We start from the raw sequence: 20,609 nt of genomic DNA, 5'->3' as shown, positions 1-20,609 counted from the left end.
TTTTAAATCATTGGGTTTCTATTCGTAAACCACGGGTCATGAAAGAAGTCGCCAACCATGTTGATAAAATTCCCGGGCCCGTCCCTACTGAGACCTCGAACCCTTTTGTTGAAAGGAATCAATCTAGTCATCATTAACCACTCCTTTATGATGTGTTGTTAGCACTCGGTAAATATGAGTGCTAACTTCTATTCTTTATATACCACGTTTTTATATGTTTGTAAACATGTTTTGCACAAAAAATTTTATGTTCTAGTCTTATAGTGATAGGTAAGCTTTTGAAATTATCGCCAGCTTTTCCCCCACTTCACACCGTACGTGCGACTTTCATCGCATACGGCGTTCCAACTAATCCAATTCATTCAATATTTTTATGTATATGCAAGAGTGAAATGTAGAGTCAGATAGCTTCATTCAGACATTGCTTACGCAATTCATTGACCTTACCGAGTTGCTTTTCATCCAAACTGAGTGCATTTAAAAGCATTTTTATCTTCTCATGACTTTTCATATGAATAAGGCGGTGAACGGACTGATGCAATATCATTAAATTACTGTACGAATCATCCCTTGTGAAATGGTATGGCGTTTTATGATGACAATGCCAATCATCCACCCCTAATTCAATTCCTGTGACAGCACACTTCCCATACTGTGCGATAAAACGGCTAATCCGATTATCATTATATTCAATGGAACGGTTAGGAATAAATTGCCTCATAACACGAGCGAGCGTTTGTTTATTAATAGCTCGCAGGTTTTTATGAATTTTATTTCTACCTTCTATGGTGTAATTACAGATAGTTTGAGAAAAATTAAGATTTACTTTACAGCGCTGTGCATGGATAGGGGCAAGAACCATTCCCTTTATTTTATAGAATTTACATTCATATCCCTTATACCTTTTCTGTAAAGTTTTGGTGAAGTCTTGAAGCGTAGCTTCTTTTTCCATTTCATTTAAACGATTGTATAATGTTTTATGAAGACGATGGTTCAGCGTAATTAAGTCATCTGTAATTCGTGACGCTGCGGAGTAATAATTTTGGATTCCAATTATAACCGTATTAAAGCGCCAAACATTCTCAGGTGATTGGTGTTTTTGAATTACCTTTATTGCTTGTTTTAACTTTATCTGTGCATTTTTCAGCGCTTTCTTTGTCATATGTGAGCGAGCAACATACAGAGTCCTTGTATTCGTCCTTTTCAAATGTGCTTTAAGACGAAAACCCAAAAACTCTGATGAGTTTTTCTTTAAATTGACTACTTTTGATTTTTCTTTACTGATTTCAAGGTGTAGCCTTGTTTCAAGAAAATCTTTTACTGCATAATACATCTTAATCGCTTGCGAACGTGTTCGACAAAGGATCTTAAAATCATCTGCATATCTTACGATATAGCAATGTTTTAAATTCGATTGTTTTAATGCATTATATCTACCGAGCTTCGTTTTATATAGCTTCTGAGTTTCAAAGCTTTCCCATTGATTACTAACCCACCAATCTAGTTCATTTAATACAATGTTAGATAGAATGGGGGATAAAATACCCCCTTGGGGTGTACCTTTCGTTGGGAAACCTTCTCCAATAATTTCAGCTTTTAAAAGTCGTGAGATAATGGAGAGTAGCGCCTTGTCGCGAATGCCCAGTGACCACATTTGTTTTATTAATTTGGCGTGGTCCACATTGTCAAAGAATCCCTTGATATCAACATCAACACAGTGATATAAGCATGCACGATTGATGAGCGTTTCAAACCTAGCTTTCGCATGATGTGTATTGCGATTCGGTCTAAAACCATAACTATGTTTATAAAACTTAGCTTCACAAATCGGTTCAAGCACTTGTAGGATACACTGTTGGAACAACCTATCCCAAATAGTCGGAATCCCCAATGGACGTGTTTTTCCATTTGCCTTCGGAATGAATACCCGTCGAACAGCTTTTGGGGTATAGTGTTCAAACATTCGTTGTATCGTAGATACAACCTCTGATACAGAAAAATGCTTTATATCTTCAATTGTTAATCCATCATAACCAGCGGTTTTACTGCCAGTATTTCGTTTAATATTGCGGTAAGCTAATCGAATATTATCATCAGCTTGCATTAAATCTATTAGTCCATAAAAATTTTGACCATTAGCACTTTGAGCATATAAAGAATCAAAATGGTATTGCATATCATAATACTCGTTGTGCCTCAGTTTCTTTCGTTTTAACAAGTCGGTAGCTCCTTTTGGAGCTGAACCTCTATTAGTCTTACAAGAACCTTATTAATCGTTGAAGAACTGTCTTACATGGTTGAATGAATCTTTTATTAGTCTAGTGGCTATCCCTCCACGTTCGTTACACGCTTCAATGGTACTGTGCCACCACTTTCACTGATATGAAGAAGAGTTATACAGTCGCTAATCTCACAACTGTTTTCCTTTCCAACGTTTCATCAAGAGTAAGCTCTCCGCGTTATCAGCTTACAACGTTGAATTATGTCTATTATGGAACAGACTTAGGTGCTTCCTATGAGCCTGTTAGCGTGGCATGTGCCTATAACACAAGATGGATTTTCATATTGCGGATTCTTACTCATCCACAGCTAACCCTACATTTGGTAGTAGATACATTTCTATATCATGCCAGTCTAGGCCCGTACATTCAGAAGTTCGTCAGCAATATACTTTCTTATTATATTTCACTGCATTCTCACCATATCTATTCAACCCAAGCACCATGATTTACACCACCCCATCGGGTAGGATTTCGTCAGCCGAACTGTTACGGTAAATTCTTACGCCTATTAGCCGAGCTTATAACACGCAATTCCTTACTAAACAGCGTGCTATTCGACGCAGGGGGAGCCTTTCAGAGCGTTACCTCTTCATTCGACCCTTCGACATAATCCTTCAGTAAAAAACTAAACTGCCTGACCTTTACCGAATTTGTGTGACCACATTTCAATTGAGTCAGGAACGTTTCGCACCCTCAAAATGGCCCGTTTGCCGAATAGTCAGTCACCTTATTTTTACCATAAAAATACCCTTTGGACAATACCTATACCAAAGGGATTTAATCGTAAATATTTTAAAAATACACTTTGTTCTTACTTCAATTTGGCATAAAAACCATAGAAAATAAGGACAAACGGGACGGTTGGGTTTATTCGAATCAAAGAAATAAAACCGCATATGCTTCTCGACTATTGGAACGCTCATTAGACATTGCTGTAACGTGTGGATACATTACAAGCAACCCAGCATTAAGAGTTTCCCCACCCCGAAAATGGAAACAAATGGACATATGGAGTATTAATGAATGTAGAGCCTTTCTAAAGGTGATTTTCAGTTTGTAATCGAAAATAGTACCTGAACGTCTCGGCCATTGACAATGAATAAATATAGCCATGTAACTCCAAATATTCAACAAGATTCCGCCAGCCGATTTGAAGATCATTTATACATGATGGTGGTCATAACAACTGAATAATTCACCACAAACCAATCTTATCAAGATTATCGGCGCATTTTTAATTACATGATGCGTTTAAACATTTTTTCCAGTTCATAGGATGAAAAATGTACAATAATCGGGCGGCCATGCGGGCATGTGAATGGATCCGTTGATTTCCGCAAATCCTCAAGCAGGCGGAACATATCATCCTGGTTCAAATAATGATTTGCTTTAATCGATCGTTTGCAGGACATTAGGATTGCCGCATCTTCTCTGATGTTTTCCACATTTACTTTTTCGCTTTCCATAATCTGATCAATCATTTCACGAATAATTTCCTCTTCAAAACCTTTCGGAAACCAAGTTGGATAGGATCGGATAATATACGTTTGGTTCCCAAACGGTTCAAAGAATAGGCCGACTTTTGCCAGTTCGTCCTGATACTGATCGATAAAGATGGATTCCTGCTTGGAAAATTCAAATGTGATTGGAATTAATAATTCCTGTGATTCGTTGATGGTATTGCCCAGCTTTTTCTTAAAAAATTCATATTTGTTCCTTTCCTGGGCAGCATGCTGATCAATCATATACAACCCGTTTTCATTTTGCGCCAGTATATATGTGCCATGCAACTGTCCAATCGGGTACATGGTCGGAATACGTTCCTTTTGTTCCGGCTCAGGCTTTTCCGACAAAACAGGTTCATCGAAGCGGTCTTCAGGAAAAATATCGTTCTGATAATTCTCGATGCGTTCGTTCGTGTCAGGTTCAGGAGCTGGTTCACGAATTTGCTGGTCTATTTTCCAGTCATACTTTGGTGGCTCCGGCTGTGGATCATTAAATTGGATAGTGTTCTGTACTGACTGCTTCGGTTTCGGCCGCTTCTGTTCCATCTCGGGAATCAGCGAAGTACTGCGGAATGTGTTGCGGATGGTATTTTCCAATGCCTCAAACAATTCCTTATCCTTACTAAAACGCACTTCCAATTTGGTAGGATGCACATTTACATCAACCAGTATTGGATCCATTGTTATTGAAATCACCGCTATCGGATTCCGTCCAATCGGAAGCAATGTATGATAACCGTTTTTAATTGCCTTTGATAAAGCAACACTTTTAATATACCGTCCATTAATAATGGTTGAAATATAATTGCGTGATGCTCGTGTTACTTCCGGCTTCGCGATATATCCTTTAATTTTGAAATCAAGGGTCTCATGTTCAATCGGCAGCATTTTCTTTGCAACATTCATTCCATAAACATGACTAATTACTTGCAGCAGATCTCCTGAACCAGAAGTTTTGAAAAGAGATTTTCCATTGTGAACAGCTTCAAACCGGATATTGGGATGGGACAATGCCAAGCGATTCAGTAAATCCGTAATATGTCCAAGCTCGGTATGGATCGTTTTCATATATTTCAAGCGTGCAGGTGTATTGAAAAATAAATCCTCCACAAAAATTTCCGTACCTTGTCTGGCATCACTTTTTGACTTTTCCACTTCCCGTCCGCCTTGCATTTTGAGAAAAGTGCCTGCTTGGTCGCCTTGTGATGTTTTCACAGACAACCGGCTGACCGCAGCAATACTTGCCAGAGCTTCACCACGAAAACCGAGTGTATTTACATGAAATAAATCCGTTTCATTTTTGATTTTGCTTGTTGCATGCCGCAAAAATGCCCGTTCACAATCCTCTTCGGTCATACCATCTCCATTATCGGTCACATGAATGGACTGTAACCCAGCTTCGGTTAATTCCACTTTAATCCAGGTACTGTTGGCATCAATACTGTTTTCAATCAATTCCTTCACAACGGAAGCAGGGCGTTCCACCACTTCCCCTGCCGCTATTTTATTTGCAAGCGAATCCGGCATTTGGAATATTTTCATGATCAAACCCTTTCTGCTTACTTTTTAGCTTCTTTTTGCAAACGGTACAATTCGTTCATGGCATCCATTGGCGTCATCTCAAACAGATTCATTTCTTTTAAATCATGGATGAGTCTGCTGTCATGTTTTGTATTCAACACACGTGACTTCGGCTCTTTTTCCTCCACGAAAAATGACAATTGGCCGGGATGTACCTCCTCATCAGAATCACCGTTTTTTTCCAACTGATGCAAAATTTCATCTGCACGGTTAATCAGTTCATCCGGAAGTTCCGCCAACTTAGCGACATGAATGCCATAGCTTCTGTCAGCAGCACCCTCCTGGATCTGATGGAGAAAAACCACTTTCCCCTCATATTCTTCTGCCCGCACATGAATATTTTTCAAGTGTTCTAACGTTCCTTCAAGTGCTGTCAGTTCATGATAATGTGTTGAAAACAATGTTTTGGCATGGATATGATTGTGAATATATTCAATAATAGACTGAGCCAGTGCCATTCCATCATATGTGCTCGTACCCCGTCCGATTTCATCCAGTAAAATGAGACTGTTTTCTGTAGCATTGGCGATTGCATGGTTTGCTTCAAGCATTTCTACCATAAATGTGCTTTGACCGGAAACGAGATCATCTGCTGCACCAATGCGGGTAAAAATTTGATCGAACAACAGCAATTCCGCTTTTTCACATGGTACAAAGCAACCAATCTGTCCCATGATGGAAATTAAAGCAAGCTGCCGCATATACGTGCTTTTTCCAGACATATTCGGACCGGTAATTAAAAGCACATTGGTAGATTGATTGAGTTCAATGTTGTTGGGAACGTATGATCTATCTGTCATTACCTGCTCAATGACCGGATGACGGCCATTTTGAATGGACAATGTATCTGGATGAAAAGTTGGGCGAATGTAATGATTTGCTTCACTTACCGTTGCAAATGCCTGCAGCACATCAATTTTACTGACAGTATCCGCCAGAAGCTGAATTTCCGGAATGTGTTCTTTCACCTGTTCACGTATTTCAAGGAACAGACTGTACTCCAAATCAACACTTTTTTCTTCGGCCTCCAAAATTAGTTCTTCTTTTTCCTTCAGTTCCGGTGTTACGTACCGCTCAGCATTTGTCAGTGTTTGTTTTCGCTCGTAGCGGCCCTCCGGAATCAAATGAAGATTGGCTTTTGTAACTTCGATATAATAGCCAAAGACCCGGTTATATCGAATCTTTAGCGATTTAATTCCGGTTTCATTTTTTTCCTTCTGTTCAAGTTCGGCAATCCACTGTTTGCCATTTCGGGATGCCTCCCGGTACGTATCTAATTGTTCATTGTATCCATCTTTAATAATCGCCCCTTCCTTAATGGAAACAGGCGGATCGTCTATTAAACTTGTATCAAGCAATGACACAAGATGTTCAGGAAAAGCAAGTTTTTCACTTAATTCCTGGATGTCACGCTGTTCAAATTGTTCCAGTGTACCTTTAATTTCAGGCAGTTTTGCAAGTGACTGTTTCAGCTGGATCAGATCACGGGCATTCACATTCCCAAACGCTACACGGCCGGCCAGCCGTTCCAGGTCATAAACAGATTTCAATGTATCCCGAAGCGTATCACGTTCCATAAACCCATGATAAAAACCTTCAACAATATCATGGCGCTTTTCTATCTCCTGCTTGCTTAACAACGGCCGTTCCAGCCATTTTTTCAACATTCGGGATCCCATTGCTGTTACGGTTTTATCAAGCACCCAAAGCAAACTTCCATGCTTCCCTTTTTTCATAATCGTCTCAGTCAATTCCAGGTTTCGTTTGGAATACATATCCAAAGACAGATAGTAATCCAATTCAATAACTTTAGCAGGCTGCAGATGATCAAGCGACCGTTTCTGAGTATATTGAATGTAATTAAGCAGCCTGCTGAATGATTTAATAAGCCGCTCATCATTTAAATTATCACATAAACTCCGGTATTCAGCATTAAAATTAATTTCATTCTGATAGGATAAGGTCACATTCAACTTGTCACGCAGCTGTTGTTGCAGCTGATCCGGAAGATTGGATGAAATGACAATTTCCTTTATTGGCTGATTATATAATTCATGAATGACCGCATCCCATCCTTGCGAAATCAGTGCGATACTGTTTTCGCCAATCGATAGATCATTATAAACAATTACATAAGTGCCATCAGGGAAATGAGACAAACTGGCAATATAGTTGTGATCATGTTCATCAAGCATATTGCTTTCCATTACCGTACCAGGTGTAATCAGCTGAACTACTTCTCTTTTCACGACACCTTTTGCTGTTTTGGGGTCTTCAACCTGTTCACAAATAGCAACTTTATATCCTTTATCAATCAAATTTTTTATGTAACTTGATGCGGAATGGTATGGCACACCACACATTGGAATCGGTTCTTTTTGCCCGCCATCCCTTTTGGTAAGCGTAATTTCCAGTTCGCGTGCTGCCTCTAGTGCATCGTCGAAAAACATTTCATAAAAATCGCCCAACCGGAAAAACAGAAAGGCATCTTTATGTTCTGCTTTGATTTTAAGATATTGTTCCATCATTGGTGTATATTTTGCCATGTGCTTACCTCCAAAACATATGAATATATTGTACAATTATAGCATATTATGACAGGTGGATGCGATGGATGGAAGCGGAATTTGGTATAAGCTGTTATTACATCTATCAATCTTTGGTAAGAAAATTATCCTTCCTTGAATGGAATCAACCGTCCCTTCCAGATATCGACCATTGACGACCTGAAATCAACCTTCACCCGACCTTTATCAACCCTTATTCGCTTAATATCAACTTTCAATCACATTTTATCAACCTTCATTTCCAGGAAAGGAGCGATTGTCCATATAAAAAGGGAAAAAAATTACGAGGAAGTTTTCCCCGTAATTTAATCAGTCTTTGTGTTTGTGTCCGAGAAAATCCGGTTTTACATCACGAAGTTCATCATCTGTTACATCATGTCTCCAGTCGTCATGGTGGTCATAATCTTTTCCCTTTGGACTCACCTTCGCATATACTTTCGTTTCACCAATTATTTGTACAACGAATTCCCGCTCGATTTCCACTTCGATTTTATTACCGTGATTGACGATTTCGCATTCCAGACAGTTTGGCTGTTGAATCACTTTTGCAATCACATCATAATCGTCGCTGAGGCAATGATCATCTTTTACAGATAAAGGAATGTAATCGCAGTATGTTACCCGTTCTGTTACAACTTCTGTTTTCGTGTTGTCATTGTAAGAATACCAGATATTAATGTCGTAGCTTCCATTTACTTCAACTGTATCCTCCGACTTTTTCTTTGCGTTATACATATGATTGATTACCCAGCAACCAAGAATGCTTGACGGACGATGTGAAGGGGAAATGGAATGCTTTTCTTCTGTAAATTTCCGTCCTTTTCCACAAACTGCTTTTGTAATGATTTCTCTATATTCTTGATCAAGAAATGACATAATTATGTTTACCTCCTCTTTTTTCATAGTCATTTTATGCAAGACAAATACCTAAAGTGCATAACTGTTTCGGAAAGATAATGCCTGTATGCAATAACATGCAGTTAACATACACCCCGCTTTCTGCTGATGCCAGGCAGGTCGGCATCTATGACAACTGCCTATATGTTCAATGTATGCACAAAACTGGTTTTAGTCACAGTTTTTTTAAGAAAAAAAGCGGAAGCGCCCTTATGGACACTTCCGCTTTCTGATTTCGAAACTTTTTAATTACTGCAGCCTGAGCTGTTTTGCACCTTGGATCCTGTTTCGCCTGACAACAGGTCACCGCCTGTCGATGTAATTACATTGTTGGTTACCTCACGTGAAATCGTTCCGGAAACCAGTTGAAGAACGTCATTAACAACGATTTGCGTTTCTTTAAATTCCTGCACTACCGGAATATCATCAATTTCAGCCTGCAAGCGGTCAATTTCTTCTTCAACCCGCTTCAGCGCTTCCGTCTTACCGTAAGCCTGAAAATTAACAGCCTGTTTTTGCAATGCTTTAATTTTGGTAATCAATTTTTGTACTTTCTCATTAGCATTGATCTTTGCTTCAACCTGCTTAAATCGGTCAATTTCTTCTGTATTTGAAAGCATTCCTGCTAAATTCTTCGCTTGATCAAGAATTTGTTTACGTGTATATTCTGCCATCTTATTTCACCTCAACTGTATTTTCTACCATAATACCATCCAATGACCATGTTTTGGCTTCCGTAATTTTGACATCAACGATTTGACCAACAGCTGTTTTTGGTCCTTTAAAGTTGACTAGTTTATTCCGTTCGGTATAACCTGCCAAAACATCCGGATCTTTCTTGCTTTCGCCTTCAACAAGAACCTTCACTACTTTATCCTTATAGGTTTTCATGGATTCGGCTGATTGTTTATTTACCAAATCGTTTAAACGGTATAACCGCTGTTTCTTCACTTCTTCCGGTACATCATCTTTCTTTCTGGCAGCAGGAGTACCATCCCGAGGCGAATAGATAAATGTATAGGCGGCTTCAAATCCCACTTCTTCAACAAGGGTCATTGTCTCCTCGAACTGTTCTTCAGTTTCATTCGGGAAACCGACAATAATATCGGTAGTCAGCGTAGCATTCGGCATGGCTGCACGTATTTTGCGAACCAGTTCCAAGTACTCTTCCCTTGTATATTTACGATTCATTTTCTTCAGAACTTCACTGCTGCCGGACTGTACCGGTAAATGAATATGATCGAGCAGATTCCCGCCCTGTGCCAGCACTTCAATCAAACGGTCATCAAAGTCCCTTGGATGTGATGTTGTAAAACGAACACGAGGGATATCAATTTTATGGATATCATCCATTAAATCGCCAAGCCCGTATGTGATGTCCTCGAAATCTTTGCCATATGCATTAACATTTTGACCGAGCAGTGTAATTTCCTTATACCCCTGTGCAACCAGATGACGTACTTCCTGGATGATATCTTCCGGTTTACGGCTTCGTTCCTTCCCGCGGGTCATTGGGACAATACAGTACGTGCAAAATTTATCACATCCATACATGATATTAACCCATGCTTTTATCTTGCCTTTACGGACTTTTGGAAGATTTTCAATTATATCTCCCTCTTTTGACCATACTTCCACAATCTTTTCTTTGCCGAACATCGCTTCTTTCACAAGATGGGGCAGCCGGTGAATATTATGTGTTCCAAAAATAAGATCAACCTGAGGATGTTTTTTCATAATCCGATTGACGACAGATTCTTCCTGTGACATACATCCGCAAACACCAAGAATCAAATCCGGTTTTTCCAGTTTTAGCGGTTTCAGGTGACCGATTTCACCGAACACTTTATTTTCGGCATTTTCCCGAATGGCACACGTGTTCAGAAGAATGATATCCGCTTCATTTGTATCTGAGGTTGCTTCATACCCCATTTCGGTCAAAAGTCCGGCCATTACTTCTGTATCATGTTCATTCATCTGGCATCCGTATGTACGAATGAGAAACTTCTTGCCTTCTCCGATATTTTCCATATCTTCCGGAATGCCAAAATCATAATGAACATTAACTTTATCACGTCCGCGCTTACGTGCCTTATTGATGTTTGGCGGCTCATAAGTTGTTTCAAAATACTTTGCAAAATCAGCGCTCGTTTTTTCAGTCAGGGGTTTGTCCTGTCCGGATTTTCTGTCCGCGGCATCTGCCTGTTTAATTTGCGCTTGCTCTTTTCGCTGTTGTTCATTCATAGCGAAACTCCTTTCTATCGAAAAAACATTTCATTACATAGCTATTCATTATTACAGTATAAAGGGTTTATATAAATTTAACAATTAATGATTACAAAAAAGCATAAAAATTAGTGCTGCGCCTTGGCGCAACACTTCTATATCTTCACTATCCGGAATTATCTTGGTTCTATGATGAGCTTGATAGCTGTTCGTTCTTCATCATCAATCATAATGTCAGTAAAAGCTGGTATACAAATTAAATCAACTCCACTCGGTGCAACAAATCCTCTTGCTATTGCGACCGCTTTAATGGATTGGTTTAATGCACCTGCACCGATTGCCTGGATCTCCGCTGAACCACGTTCCCGTAAAACGTTTGCAAGTGCACCTGCTACTGAATTTGGATTTGATTTTGCTGAAACCTTTAATACTTCCATTACTGGTACCTCCCTCATATCAATTGTAGATCTACTGCTACTATATTCTTGGAGATGCTAGCTTATTACCTATTACGCATGAATAATTCCGGATATTCTTTTTTAAGTGAAGAATGGATGATCGTCATTGATTAAAATCCGCTCTGCTTTGACAGCGCTTCCAGTCCTTTGGTCAATATCAACCAAAAAACCATTTAGTTGTGTTCTTCCCGATTTATCTATTTCGAAACGTACCGGAAGACTTGTCAGAAATTTTTTCAGAACTGCATCCTTATTCACACCAAGAATGGCATCATAAGGTCCTGTCATGCCGACATCCGTAATAAAAGCAGTACCGTGCGGCAAAATTCGGTCGTCTGCAGTCTGTGTATGGGTGTGTGTGCCGACGATTGCACTGACGCGTCCATCCAGATACCAGCCCATTGCCTGCTTTTCACTGGTTGCTTCCCCATGAAAATCAACAAAAATTAAATTGGTCCGTTTTTTGGCTGTTTCAATCAATTCATCCATTTTGCGGAAAGGATCATCCAGTGCGGGCAAAAACGTTCGTCCCTGCATATTGATGACTGCAAGTTCCACTCCGTTTATATTGACAAATACAATCCCTTGCCCGGGTGTGCCCTCCGGATAATTAGCCGGCCTGATCATTTTCTTTGCATCATCAATAAACTCGAAAATCTCTTTCTTATCCCATGTATGGTTACCCATTGTAACAACTTGCACGCCCCATTCCAGGAATTGTTTATAAATTTTTTCAGTAATCCCTTTACCCGCAGCAGCATTTTCGCCGTTCAGGATTATCACGTTCGGCCGATATTTTTCTTTCAGCTTTGGCAAATAATGCTGAACCATATCTCTTCCTGGTGAGCCCGTAACATCCCCGATAAATAATATCCGCATAATCTGTTTCATCCTAACGTTTTTTCAATATTTTATTAATAAAAAGTATACAGGAAAGCAAAATTAAAAGCGACCAAATGGCCGCTTTTAATTTTATCCAGTCTAACTTTTAACGACTGGAAATTTGCTTACTTCGCATATTCGACTGCTCTCGTTTCCCTGATAACAGTAACTTTGATATGTCCTGGATAATCCAATTCGCCTTCAATCTTCTTACGGATATCACGCGCAATTCGAACGGAATCAATATCATCAATCTCATCAGGTTTAACCATTATTCTAATCTCTCTACCTGCCTGAATGGCAAATGATTTTTCTACACCGCCAAATGACTCTGAAATTTCTTCCAGTTTCTCCAGACGTTTAATGTAGTTTTCCAAGGTCTCACTTCTCGCTCCAGGTCTTGCTGCAGATAGCGCATCTGCTGCTGCTACCAGAACAGAAATAATGGATGTGGCCTCTTCATCACCGTGGTGTGAAGCAATTGCGTTAATAACCACTTCATGTTCCTTGTACTTCATTGCCAATTCTTTACCAATCTCAACATGGCTTCCCTCTACTTCATGATCGATGGCTTTACCGATATCGTGAAGCAGACCGGCTCGTTTCGCCAATGTCTCATCTTCGCCTAATTCAGCAGCGAGCAATCCGGAGAGGTATGCTACCTCAGTGGAATGCTTCAACACGTTTTGACCATAGCTTGTCCGATATTTCAGGCGGCCAAGAATTTTGACCAGATCCGGATGCAATCCATGCACTCCAACCTCAAATGTTGTTTCCTCACCGACTTCACGTATATATTCATCAACTTCACGTCTGGCTTTATCCACCATTTCTTCAATTCGTGCGGGGTGGATTCGGCCATCCTGTACAAGTTTTTCCAATGCCATACGAGCGGTCTCACGGCGTACAGGATCAAATCCCGACAGGATAACAGCTTCCGGCGTATCATCAATGATCAAATCAATACCAGTCAGTGTTTCCAGCGTCCGGATATTCCGGCCTTCCCGCCCAATGATTCGACCTTTCATCTCGTCATTTGGAAGGTTAACAACAGATACAGTTGTTTCAGCAACGTGGTCTGCGGCACAACGCTGAAGGGCGAGCGATAGAATGCTTTTCGCTTTCTTGTCAGCCTCTTCCTTGGCGCGATTCTCTGCTTCCTTGATCATTAGTGCTGACTCGTGGCTAACCTCTTGCTCGATTCGTTCTAAAATAATCTGTCTTGCCTGGTCAGTAGTGTATCCTGAAATGCGTTCAAGCTCTGTTTGCTGCTCTTTAAGCATCGCATCCACTTTGCTTTCCATTTCTTCAATTTGTTGTTGTTTTTCAGTTAGTGATTGTTCCTTTCTCTCTAACGTGAGCTCTCGCTTATCCAGCGTTTCGCTTTTTCTGTCCAGATTTTCTTCTTTTTGCATCAGACGATTTTCTTGTTTCTGTACTTCTGTTCTACGTTCACGTAAATCTTCTTCTGCCTGCTGACGAAGTTTATGATTTTCATCCTTCGCCTCAAGAAGTGCCTCTTTCTTGGCGGCATCCGCATTTCGATGTGCTTCATCAACTATTTGTTTCGCTAAATTTTCCGCACTGGAGATTTTAGCTTCCGCAATAGATTTACGAATGAGATAACCAACAACAATACCGACGATTAGGATTACGGCAAGCAAAATGGAGATGATTAAGGGACTTTCCATGATTTCACCTCCCATTGCTATAAAGTTGTACAATTCACTCTGTCGGCATGTACAGTTTTTCAATAATAAATAAGTGATGGTTTGTATAATAAAACTATAATTATACAATTTAATTTTAATTGTCTGTACACCCAATGTCAAGGTATTGTAACAATTATATGACAAAACTCAAAAAGAGTTTACAGTAAAAATCAAACCCTTTGCTGTAGATTGTCTGCAAAGGGTTTGACTGTACGGTTCTATGCTATACATCCATACTTTCCTGGCTTTGATGACCGGATCCTGCATCCTCTTCTCCATCGTTCGGTTCTTCATCCAGGCTGTAGTGTTTTCTGATTGCATCGTGGATTTCCGAAGTAACATTTTCATTTGCCTTCAGAAATTCTTTTGCATTTTCTCTTCCCTGTCCAAGTCTGTCTCCATTATATGAATACCATGCTCCGCTTTTCTGTACGATATCCAGATCAGACCCGATATCCAGAATTTCTCCTTCTTTGGAGATTCCTTCTCCATACATGATATCAATTTCCGCTTTCTTGAATGGTGGAGCAACCTTGTTCTTCACCACTTTTACACGGGTTTTATTACCCACCATATCGTTGCCCTGCTTCAATGTTTCAGCACGGCGCACTTCCAGTCTGATAGATGAGTAGAATTTCAATGCCCGTCCGCCAGGGGTTGTTTCAGGATTACCGAACATAACACCGACTTTCTCGCGAATCTGGTTTATGAAAATGGCCGTTGTTTTGGATTTATTGATGGCACCGGATAACTTTCTCAATGCCTGAGACATAAGGCGCGCCTGTAAACCGACATGAGAGTCTCCCATTTCACCTTCAATTTCCGCTTTTGGAACCAGCGCTGCTACAGAATCGACAACTACAATATCAACTGCACCACTGCGGACAAGTGCTTCAGCAATTTCCAGCGCCTGTTCACCGGTATCCGGCTGTGAAAGCAGCAATTCGTCTGTATTAACGCCAAGTGCCCGCGCATACGTTGGATCAAGAGCGTGCTCAGCATCAATAAATGCTGCCTGTCCGCCTTTTCGTTGTGCTTCAGCAATCGCGTGAAGTGCAACTGTTGTTTTACCGGAAGACTCCGGACCATATATTTCAACAACGCGTCCTCTTGGATAGCCGCCAATACCCAGTGCTACATCCAATGCCAGGGACCCACTCGGGATTGTTGCGATTTTCTGTTCCGTCTGCTCACCCAGTTTCATTATTGATCCCTTACCGAACTGTTTCTCAATCTGTCTTAATGCCATATCCAAAGCTTGTTTTCTATCACTCAACGGGATGACCTCCTTTTATTCACTATATCCATCATAACTTGTTTTTTTCAATTTGCCAAGCAAAAGTCGAATAAATGTTCTCATTTTTTAATGGTATTTCTATCCTAAAATTGGATTATTCATGCTGCACTTCTAATAAAAAAGCAATTTTCCGTAATAAAAACACTGAACTATGCTATTTTCAATAAATTCCATAAAAGTTCAAAACCTTTTATAACCGATCGATTTCGAATGATATCCCGGTCTCCTTGAAAAATAAATTTTTTCACGAACGTTTCTTTACCTTTCTGAGCGACTCCGATAAAAACTGTACCGGGCGGGTTGTTTTCTGAATAATCCGGGCCGGCCACTCCGGTAAAGCTGATTCCAACCTCAACATCCATCAGGGTACAAACATTTTCAGCCATTTCCCGTGCACATTGTTCGCTGACAGTTCCTTGCTTTTTAATCGTGTCCGGTGACACTTTAAGCACATTTTCTTTTACCTTTGCATCATAACAGACAATACCGCCGCTGCAGACTTTTGATGCCCCCTCCAGCGATATCAATCTGTCTGTAAACATGCCGCCCGTCAAACTTTCAGCAGCGGCAATCATTTTACCCTGTGTTTTCAGCAGACTGAACACTCTTTCCGGTAACGTTTCTTCATCACTTCCATAGAAATATGCACCGGCCACTGAAAGAATTTCCTGCTTTGTCTTTTCGATCAGCTGATTTGCTTCGTTGTCATCTGATGCCTTTGCGGTGACCCTGATGGCTACCCCTTCATTTTGAGCCAAAGGAGCAATTGTTGGATTATGCTGCTTTTGAATAATGTCTTTCAGTTGATCTTCCAGAGTTGATTCACCTATGCCAACGAAACGGAGCATTGCAGATTTGATCACAGTTTGCAAGCCGGTTTGTTGTTTCAGATGCGGAATAACTCGATGCTCCACCATTTGTTTCATTTCCCTGGGAACGCCCGGGAGGAAAATCCATGTTGCATGCTGATGCTGTACAATCATCCCCGGTGCCATGCCTACCTCATTTTCAATTGCCTCTGCACCTTTAAATACACGTGCCTGTCTGCGGTTATTCGCTGTCATTACCGATTCACGTTTTCTGAAGAAGGTTTCGATTTTATCCATAGATGGTTTGTGTTCCACCATCTCCAGGTTACTTATCTGCTGAAAGGCTTCCCTTGTCATATCATCTTCTGTCGGTCCAAGTCCGCCTGTTACGATGATAATATCCGACCTTGATTCGGAATGTGTAAACTGGTTTATCACCCGTTGGAGATTATCACCCACAACAGCATGATGAAACACATTGAACCCATTTTTCGCGAGTTTTTCCGAAATCCACTGTGCATTCGTATTGGCAATTTGCCCCAACAGCAACTCCGTCCCAACTCCTATAATTTCTGTTCTGATTTGTTTCATTTGGAATCCCTCATTACATGCCAGTTTTTACTGAAATATTCATACCCTGATAAAATGGTAAAGAATACTGCGACATACAGCATAATACTTGCAAACGGTAAACCGATATAAGAAAAAGGAAAATTGTGAAGCAGAAGAGCAGCAATAGCTACCATCTGAGTTAAGGTTTTCAGTTTACCCATTTGGCTCGCCGCAAGTACAATGCCCTCGCCGGCAGCAACCAGACGAAGCCCTGTTACCGCAAACTCCCTGCTGATAATGATTATAACAACCCAAGCAGGTGCGGAGCCGAGTTCCACCAATAATATCAATGCTGCCGATACGAGCAGCTTATCAGCAAGGGGATCCAAAAATTTCCCCAAATTGGTAACCAGGTTATACTTTCTGGCGTAATACCCATCAACCCAGTCTGTGGCGGCAGCAATTATAAACAGAAGAGCCGCAGCAAAATGTGAGACAGGCAGGCTTGCTTCACCGATATTCCATGCTCCCCAATCAAATGGAACACTTAATAAAATAATAAAAACAGGGATTAGACAAATACGCGAAATCGTCAGTCTGTTAGGTATATTCATTGTTCACCCTCCTACGGTATAAAACCCTTCCGCAATCATGAAGGGAAGGGTCAATTCAAAAGTCTGTATCAAGCTACTGGTTTTTGTTCATAATATTTATCCAAAGATACTGGTGTACTTTCTCTTCGGGATTGACCGGATATTCAACCTTTACACCATTTACTTTGACGGTTAATGATGGTGCACTTCCAATGTTTAAATAAATTTTTTCTGCATCGGACAGATCGAATTTTTTTGTATCATCATCCGAAGTAAGTAAGCCCGAGTAAAGGGTTTTCCCGTTACCGTCTTTAAGTTCAACCCATGAATCCCCGCTCGGTTCCAATGTTACGTTAACCTTGTTTCCCGCGTTATTCAATGCCAGCGTGGATTTCGGACTGGCTCCGGTTCCCTTTTCAACCACCTTAAGCTCTGGTTTATTATCATCTTTTTTCTTGTCTTTCTTTGTATTTGACTTATGTTGGTCATCAGTTGACTTGGAATCAGTTTCTTCTTTCTTTTCATCCGCTTTTTTATTCTGATCGGAAATGGCACTTCCCGGATCGTTTTCATCGGGGTAGACAATTTCATTGGAATCCTGCTTTTCAACAGGTTCCGAATTCTCACTAGAATTATTTTGCATAATAAAGTACCATGCGGCAAACACAATCCCGATTATTAATAAAATGACAATAATCGTTGGTATCAGCGAGAAAATTGCCGGAGTCCCTTTTGGTGGATTATTGTCCTTTCTGGAACTGCTGATCTGTGTATATTGTGCTGAACTTTCATCTTCCGTCCTTGGTATTTCATCTTTGTATTCTTCCAATAACTCATTTGCATCCAGCCCGACAGCAGCCGCATACTCTTTTATGAATGCCCTGGCATAAAATTTACCGGGCAGAATGTGGAAATTGCCTAGCTCAATAGCTTGCAGATATCGTTTCTGTATTTTTGTTGTTTCCTGCAGGCTATCAAGGGAAAGGCCTTTTGCCTCTCTTGCTTCCTTCAGTCTTTCTCCTATCTCCATAGATAACACCATCCATTTTTTGAAAACTCGGCTTTTGACCAGGCTTTATGGCATAAGCCCGGTTGTATATACTAAAAATCAAACATCGAAAATCCGTTTTCCTGTCCAAATTGATTCCGTTCGACAGGTTCATATGTAATTTCTTCATCTTCCGTACTGCGAAGCTCAATAATATAATCAAAATCATTTAATTCGTACTCTGTAGTCTGCACAAACATATCCGGATGCTCAACCACTTTTACAGCCGGCAATTGCATAATCTCCCTGATTAATTGCCAATGTTTTTCATTTGCACGGCGGGTGGAAACAATGCCATCAATAATATATAAATTATCACTGCTATATTCGTCCTGAATTAATTGGCTGCGAACAGTTTGCTTAAGCAAAGTGCTTGATACAAACAGCCAGCGCTTATTCGCGCAGACGCTTGCAGCAACAACAGATTCTGTTTTTCCAACCCGTGGCATACCTCGGATGCCGATTAATTTATGTCCTTCCTTTTTAAAAAGCTCCGCCATAAAATCAACCAGAACCCCCAACTCACTGCGGACAAAACGAAATGTTTTCCGATCATCAACATCGCTGTGAATATAACGTCCATGCCTTACTGCCAGTTTATCACGAAGTTTCGGTTTGCGTAACTTTTTTATAACCAATGTATCCATTGTCTGTAATATTGATTTCAATCTGGTAATCTGTTCATCTTCTCTGGAAAGCAGCAGCATACCCCTTCTGGAATTTTCCACACCATTGATGCTGATAATATTAATGGACAGCATCCCAAGCAGAGAGGAAATATCCCCTAATAAACCAGGACGGTTATATTGAATTTCATATTCAAGGTACCATTCTGTCTTTTCCATTATTATCCCCTCATCTATAAACTAAAGTAATAATATGTCGACAATTAATTTTTACAATATATCTATATAATAAATGATTTTTCGTTCAGTGAAAAGAAGATTATGGCAAATATGTTAAATGCACGCCAGAAAACAAAAAATAAAAGCGCCGGCGCCCGAAGTTTGCTAGTTGCTGGGCGCTGGAGCTGGACGTGGCTCGTTTGGTAATCCAATTATACGCAAGCATAAAATTTTACAAAAATAAAGAAGCTGCTTCTTCCATTACAGCTTCTTTATTATATGCACATATTAATTTGAATTTCCTTGATTCTGCACAAGCTTAACCATTGCACTTGCCATGGACTGTCGCTCTTCTTTGGATGCTGCATTCCAAAGATCCCGTAATACAGCTTCTTCGTTGTTTTTTGCATCAGTACTGTTGGCCAGGTAATCTCCGACCTCATAAGCCATATTCGACACAGTCTGCTGACTCATGCCTTCAGACTGTGCATGTTCAATCCGGTTGGCCAGAAATTCCTTCCACGTATCAAAGTTATCCAGAACGGACATACAAATCTGCCTCCTTCATTTTTTTACAGGTATAGTATCTGAATGTAGAAGCAGTTTTATGCATTGTCCGTGCATTTTTTACGACCAGCCTCCAGTCACATTCAGGATCTCCCCTTGTATATAACTGGACTGTTCACTTATTAGAAACCTCACTGCATTTGCGACCTCTTCAGGGGTTCCCGCACGGTTTGCCGGAATTTCATTCCTAATCAGTTCTTTTTCTTCGGGAAGCAGCTGCTGATTCATTTTTGTATCGATAAAACCGGGGCTGACCGCGTTTACAAAAACTCCCGATAAAGCAACTTCCTTAGCCAGTGCCTTCACAAAACTATTTTGTGCTCCTTTGACGGAAGAGTAGATCACCTCGTTACTGGCACCGATATTTCCCCAGATGGATGTGATAAAAATAATGTTCCCTTCTTTTTTCCGAATCATGTCAGGAAGGAGGCTGTTGCAAATCAGCCAAGGAGCCTTAACATGTAATGCAATCATATCATCCATTAATGATTCCGTTACATCCTGAAACAGGCCGATTGAAGCCTTGCCGCTCGCAAATATAATCGCATCTATCGTGTACACCATTTTACGCAGCAATTTTTCAATACCATCCTGATTCCTCAGGTCTGCCTGAATACAGGAAAGTACCGATTCATCGGGCAAATTGTTTTTAAGTTTCTCTACTGCTTCTTCATTTTTATGATAATGGAGCAACAATCGATATCCATCAGCTGCCAGATTTTTGGCAATTGCTGAACCAATATCACCACTGCTGCCGATCAATAATACATTTTTCCCCATATACTCTC

16 protein-coding genes are annotated in these 20,609 nt (G+C 40.4%); all 16 read right to left on the bottom strand.

Annotation, left to right across the window (positions count from 1 at the left end; genetic code table 11):
- Positions 1 to 400: 400 nt before the first annotated feature.
- The 16 genes from ltrA to ymfI all read right to left on the bottom strand — a co-directional run bounded on the left by ltrA (position 401) and on the right by ymfI (position 20,601).
- A complete protein-coding gene (gene ltrA, locus B1K71_RS09425; RefSeq protein ID WP_077330153.1) occupies positions 401 to 2,176 on the bottom strand; it encodes a group II intron reverse transcriptase/maturase in 1,776 nt (591 codons plus the stop codon).
- A 1,344-nt stretch (positions 2,177 to 3,520) separates the two neighbouring features.
- Positions 3,521 to 5,329, bottom strand: coding sequence for a DNA mismatch repair endonuclease MutL (gene mutL / locus B1K71_RS09415; RefSeq protein ID WP_077326281.1), 1,809 nt, complete (start codon positions 5,327 to 5,329; stop codon positions 3,521 to 3,523).
- Between the two features lie 17 nt (positions 5,330 to 5,346).
- Positions 5,347 to 7,914 (bottom strand): DNA mismatch repair protein MutS, encoded by a 2,568-nt coding sequence (mutS, locus tag B1K71_RS09410; protein ID WP_077326279.1) that lies wholly within the window; start codon positions 7,912 to 7,914, stop codon positions 5,347 to 5,349.
- A gap of 330 nt (positions 7,915 to 8,244) precedes the next feature.
- Complete coding sequence (cotE, locus tag B1K71_RS09405) at positions 8,245 to 8,811, bottom strand: outer spore coat protein CotE (protein WP_077326277.1); 567 nt, start codon at positions 8,809 to 8,811, stop codon at positions 8,245 to 8,247.
- Positions 8,812 to 9,077: 266 nt separating this feature from the next.
- On the bottom strand, positions 9,078 to 9,506 hold the full coding sequence (locus tag B1K71_RS09400; RefSeq protein WP_077326275.1) for a RicAFT regulatory complex protein RicA family protein: 429 nt from the start codon (positions 9,504 to 9,506) through the stop codon (positions 9,078 to 9,080).
- Between the two features lies 1 nt (position 9,507).
- Positions 9,508 to 11,076, bottom strand: a complete 1,569-nt coding sequence (miaB, locus tag B1K71_RS09395) for a tRNA (N6-isopentenyl adenosine(37)-C2)-methylthiotransferase MiaB (protein ID WP_077326273.1) — start codon at positions 11,074 to 11,076, stop codon at positions 9,508 to 9,510.
- A gap of 158 nt (positions 11,077 to 11,234) precedes the next feature.
- A complete protein-coding gene (locus B1K71_RS09390) occupies positions 11,235 to 11,495 on the bottom strand; it encodes a stage V sporulation protein S (protein ID WP_077326271.1) in 261 nt (86 codons plus the stop codon).
- Between the two features lie 102 nt (positions 11,496 to 11,597).
- Positions 11,598 to 12,395, bottom strand: a complete 798-nt coding sequence (locus tag B1K71_RS09385) for a TIGR00282 family metallophosphoesterase (RefSeq protein ID WP_077326269.1) — start codon at positions 12,393 to 12,395, stop codon at positions 11,598 to 11,600.
- A 128-nt stretch (positions 12,396 to 12,523) separates the two neighbouring features.
- Entirely contained in the window at positions 12,524 to 14,089 is a 1,566-nt protein-coding gene (gene rny, locus B1K71_RS09380) for a ribonuclease Y (protein WP_077326266.1), read from the bottom strand.
- A gap of 244 nt (positions 14,090 to 14,333) precedes the next feature.
- A complete protein-coding gene (gene recA / locus B1K71_RS09375) occupies positions 14,334 to 15,386 on the bottom strand; it encodes a recombinase RecA (RefSeq protein ID WP_077326264.1) in 1,053 nt (350 codons plus the stop codon).
- A 170-nt stretch (positions 15,387 to 15,556) separates the two neighbouring features.
- The gene (locus B1K71_RS09370; protein WP_077326262.1) at positions 15,557 to 16,807 is read right to left on the bottom strand and encodes a competence/damage-inducible protein A; all 1,251 of its coding nucleotides are present in this window, start codon (positions 16,805 to 16,807) and stop codon (positions 15,557 to 15,559) included.
- On the bottom strand, positions 16,804 to 17,382 hold the full coding sequence (gene pgsA, locus B1K71_RS09365; protein WP_077326260.1) for a CDP-diacylglycerol--glycerol-3-phosphate 3-phosphatidyltransferase: 579 nt from the start codon (positions 17,380 to 17,382) through the stop codon (positions 16,804 to 16,806). Before pgsA ends, B1K71_RS09370 begins: the two co-directional genes overlap by 4 nt.
- A gap of 73 nt (positions 17,383 to 17,455) precedes the next feature.
- Entirely contained in the window at positions 17,456 to 18,391 is a 936-nt protein-coding gene (locus B1K71_RS09360) for a helix-turn-helix domain-containing protein (RefSeq protein ID WP_077326258.1), read from the bottom strand.
- A gap of 71 nt (positions 18,392 to 18,462) precedes the next feature.
- Positions 18,463 to 19,254 (bottom strand): YmfK family protein, encoded by a 792-nt coding sequence (locus tag B1K71_RS09355; RefSeq protein WP_077326256.1) that lies wholly within the window; start codon positions 19,252 to 19,254, stop codon positions 18,463 to 18,465.
- Between the two features lie 288 nt (positions 19,255 to 19,542).
- The gene (locus B1K71_RS09350; RefSeq protein WP_077326254.1) at positions 19,543 to 19,803 is read right to left on the bottom strand and encodes a DUF3243 domain-containing protein; all 261 of its coding nucleotides are present in this window, start codon (positions 19,801 to 19,803) and stop codon (positions 19,543 to 19,545) included.
- 78 nt (positions 19,804 to 19,881) lie between these two features.
- Positions 19,882 to 20,601: an elongation factor P 5-aminopentanone reductase gene (ymfI, locus tag B1K71_RS09345; RefSeq protein WP_077326252.1), complete on the bottom strand. Its 720-nt coding sequence runs from the start codon at positions 20,599 to 20,601 to the stop codon at positions 19,882 to 19,884.
- Between the last annotated feature and the right edge of the window lie 8 nt (positions 20,602 to 20,609).

Origin of the sequence: Virgibacillus siamensis, assembly GCF_900162695.1 — a bacterium.
Classification (GTDB): domain Bacteria; phylum Bacillota; class Bacilli; order Bacillales; family Amphibacillaceae; genus Lentibacillus; species Lentibacillus siamensis_A.
The sequence above is the reverse complement of the archived record's forward strand: the minus strand, read 5'-3'. Positions and strand labels throughout refer to the sequence as shown.

Coding starts and splice junctions, on each gene's coding strand:
- ltrA (WP_077330153.1), bottom strand. CDS start 2,176: ATGCAATACCATTTTGATTCTTTATATGCTCAAAGTGCTAATGGTCAA.
- mutL (WP_077326281.1), bottom strand. CDS start 5,329: ATGAAAATATTCCAAATGCCGGATTCGCTTGCAAATAAAATAGCGGCA.
- mutS (WP_077326279.1), bottom strand. CDS start 7,914: ATGGCAAAATATACACCAATGATGGAACAATATCTTAAAATCAAAGCA.
- cotE (WP_077326277.1), bottom strand. CDS start 8,811: ATGTCATTTCTTGATCAAGAATATAGAGAAATCATTACAAAAGCAGTT.
- B1K71_RS09400 (WP_077326275.1), bottom strand. CDS start 9,506: ATGGCAGAATATACACGTAAACAAATTCTTGATCAAGCGAAGAATTTA.
- miaB (WP_077326273.1), bottom strand. CDS start 11,076: ATGAATGAACAACAGCGAAAAGAGCAAGCGCAAATTAAACAGGCAGAT.
- B1K71_RS09390 (WP_077326271.1), bottom strand. CDS start 11,495: ATGGAAGTATTAAAGGTTTCAGCAAAATCAAATCCAAATTCAGTAGCA.
- B1K71_RS09385 (WP_077326269.1), bottom strand. CDS start 12,395: ATGCGGATATTATTTATCGGGGATGTTACGGGCTCACCAGGAAGAGAT.
- rny (WP_077326266.1), bottom strand. CDS start 14,089: ATGGAAAGTCCCTTAATCATCTCCATTTTGCTTGCCGTAATCCTAATC.
- B1K71_RS09370 (WP_077326262.1), bottom strand. CDS start 16,807: ATGAAACAAATCAGAACAGAAATTATAGGAGTTGGGACGGAGTTGCTG.
- pgsA (WP_077326260.1), bottom strand. CDS start 17,382: ATGAATATACCTAACAGACTGACGATTTCGCGTATTTGTCTAATCCCT.
- B1K71_RS09360 (WP_077326258.1), bottom strand. CDS start 18,391: ATGGAGATAGGAGAAAGACTGAAGGAAGCAAGAGAGGCAAAAGGCCTT.
- B1K71_RS09355 (WP_077326256.1), bottom strand. CDS start 19,254: ATGGAAAAGACAGAATGGTACCTTGAATATGAAATTCAATATAACCGT.
- B1K71_RS09350 (WP_077326254.1), bottom strand. CDS start 19,803: ATGTCCGTTCTGGATAACTTTGATACGTGGAAGGAATTTCTGGCCAAC.
- ymfI (WP_077326252.1), bottom strand. CDS start 20,601: ATGGGGAAAAATGTATTATTGATCGGCAGCAGTGGTGATATTGGTTCA.